The organism is Streptosporangium sp. NPDC053982 (genome assembly GCF_055585205.1).
The window spans coordinates 1-3,086 of sequence record NZ_JBVJKQ010000039.1 but is presented as its reverse complement, the minus strand read 5'-3'; the positions used below and the strand labels follow the sequence as shown (position 1 = coordinate 3,086).

The following is a 3,086-nucleotide window of genomic DNA, read 5'->3' as shown; positions in this document are numbered from 1 at the left end:
GACCCCATCGAAGCCCACGCCATCCTCGCCACCTACGGACACATGCGCCCCACCGACCGCCCCCTGTGGCTCGGTTCGATCAAGTCGAACATCGGCCACACCCAGGCCGCCGCGGGGGTGGCGGGTGTGATCAAAATGGTCATGGCCATGCGGCACGGCGTGCTGCCCCGTACCCTGCACGTCACCGAGCCCACCCCGCACGTCGACTGGTCGGCGGGCGACGTGCGGCTGCTGACCGAGGAGACCGGGTGGCCGCGTGGTGAGCGGCCGCGCCGGGCCGGCGTCTCCTCCTTCGGCATCAGCGGCACCAACGCGCACGCGATCATCGAGGAGTACGCCTCCGAGCCGGAGCCGCCGGCCGCCGCGGTCCTCACCGGCCCGATCGCCTGGCCGGTCAGCGCCCACAGCCCGCGGTCACTGGCGGCCAGGACCGCCCATCTGGCCGAGCTCCGGGAGGATCCGGCCGACGTGGCGCGCACACTGGCCGGGCAGCCGCTCCTGTCGCACCGCGCCGTCGCCCTCGGGCGCGACCACGCCGCCCTGTCCGGGGCGCTGGCCCGCCACGCGCGGGGCGAGACGGCCGAGGTGATCGAGGGCGTCGCGGGTGAGCGGCCCCGCGTGGCGTTCCTGTTCACCGGGCAGGGCGGGCAGCGGCCCGGCATGGGACGCGAACTGGCTGCCTGCTCGCCGGTGTTCGCCGCTGCGCTCGACGAGGTCTGCGCGGCCCTCGACCCCCACCTCGACCGGCCGATCCGCGACGTGATGTGGGCCGGGCCCGGCACCCCCGAGTCCGGTCTGCTCGACGACACCGCCTACACCCAGCCCGCGCTGTTCGCCTTCGAGGTGGCCGCGTACCGGCTGCTGGAGTCGCTCGGCGTGACGCCCTCGGTGGTGGCCGGGCACTCGGTCGGCGAGTACGCCGCCGCCCACGTCGCGGGGATCTGGACCCTGCCGGACGCCGCCCGCCTGATCGCCGCCCGCGGCCGGCTGATGCGCGAGCTGTGCGAGCCGGGCGCGATGGTCGCCGTGAACGCCACCCTCGATGAGGTCACCTCAAGCCTGGCCGGGCTGGAGGACCGGGTCGGCGTCGCCGCCGTCAACGGCCCCGCCAGCGTGGTGATCTCGGGGGCGGAGGAGCCCTGTCTGGCCGTGGCCGCGCACTGGAAGGCCCAGGGACGGCGGACCCGCAGGCTGCCGGTCAGCCACGCCTTCCACTCGCCGCTCATGGAGCCGGTCCTGGCCGTGTTCGCCGCCGAACTGGAGACGGTGACGTTCGGGACGCGGCGCGTGCCCTTCGTCACCGGCATCCCCGGCGACTGGACCGACCCCGGCTACTGGCCGGAGCAGATCAGGCGGCCTGTGCTGTTCCACGCGACGGTCAACACGCTGGAGGAGTCCGGCGCCCGCGTCCTCCTGGAGGTGGGGCCGCAGGCCGTGCTCTCCGGCATGGCGCACGACTGCGTGACCGGCGACGACACGACGATCGCCGCCCTGCACAGGCGCGACCGCGGCGAGGCCGACGCGCTGGTCGCCGGCCTGGCGGCGGCGTGGACGGCGGGGGCGGGCGTGGACTGGGCCGCGCTGTCCCCCCACGGCCGTCCGGTCGACCTGCCGCCGTACCCGTTCGACCGCGAACGCTACTGGCTCGGTCCGCCCGTCCGGAACGCGGGACTTTCCGCCACCGGACTGCGCGAGACCGGTCACCCGCTGCTGGGCGCGGCCGTCGAGCTGGCCGACGACGGCCCGGCCGTGCTCACCGGTGTGCTGTCCGTCGCCGGCACGCCCTGGCTGGCCGACCACGCCGTGGGCGGGACCGTCGTCCTGCCGGGGACCGCGCTGGCGGACCTGGTTCTGGAGGCGGGTTCGCGGGCCGGATCCGGCCTGGTCGAGGAGCTGATGTTCGAGGTGCCGCTGGTCCTGCCCGAACGCGGCGGCGTGGCGGTGCAGGTCGTCGTCGAGGCTCCGGACGGCTCCGGGGCCCGCGCCGTACGCGTGCACTCCCGCCCCGCCGGCGACCCCGAGGCGGGCTGGACCCGCCACCTGTCGGGCACCGTCGCCGAGGACCGGGACGGCGAGGCCCGACCCGGGTGGGCCGCCGCGTGGCCGCCCGCCGGGGCCGTGCCCGTCGACGTCGAACGTGGCTACGAGCGCCTGGCCGAGCAGGGATACGAGTACGGCCCCGCCTTCCAGGGACTGCGGGCCGTGTGGCGGCACGGCGAGGAGCTGTACGCCGACGTGGCGGTGCCCGAACACGTGGACGTGGCCGGGTTCGGGATCCACCCGGCCCTGCTGGACTCCATGTTCCACCCGCTGCTGGTCGCCGGCGGCGACACCGACGGGCTGCGGGTGCCGTTCGAGTTGCGCGGGGTGCGGTTGCTCGCCACCGAGGCCAGGTCCCTGCGGGTACGGCTGGCCAGGACCGGCGACGACGGCTGCGCGATCGAGGCCGTCGACGACTCGGGGCGGCTGGTGTTCGCCCTGGCCTCGGTCCGCACGAGGCCCGTGCCGGGCGGCGCCGTGACGTCGGGGCCGGTGTCGTACCGGCTGGACTGGGCGGAGGCGGTCGCCGAGCCCGGCGACGCCGAGTCCGTCGTGATCCCCTGCGTCGGCGGGGACGAGGACATTCCCGCCGCGCTGCGGCGGCTCACCGCGCAGACGCTGGACGCCATCCGGGACCCCCGGCTGGCCGAGTCCCGGTTGATGTTCGTCACCCGGCCCGGTGACGTGGCGGGTGCGGCGGTGTGGGGGCTGGTGCGGTCGGCGCAGACCGAGCAGCCGGGCCGCCTCGTCCTGGCCGAGGTCCCCGACGGGTACGCCGACTGGTCGCGCATCGCGGCCGTCGGCGAGCCGCAGGTCCGCGTCGAGGACGGCCGGCTCCTGGTGCCCCGCCTGGTCCGCCGCGAGGCTCCGGCCGAGCCCGCCCCCGTCCTGTGGGGGACGGTTCTGGTGACCGGTGGGACCGGTGGTCTGGGTGCGTTGACGGCCCGGCACCTGGTGGTGCGGCACGGGGTGCGGGATCTGCTGCTGGTCTCCCGGCGTGGCCTGCGGGCTCCGGGTGCCGGTGAGCTGGTCGCGGAGCTGGAGGC

General features: G+C 76.0%; 1 protein-coding gene. It reads left to right on the top strand.

The genetic code is table 11. From position 1 onward, the window contains the following. On the top strand, positions 1 to 3,086 hold a 3,086-nt coding region (locus ACZ6W9_RS36875; protein ID WP_470121853.1), incomplete at both ends, for a type I polyketide synthase.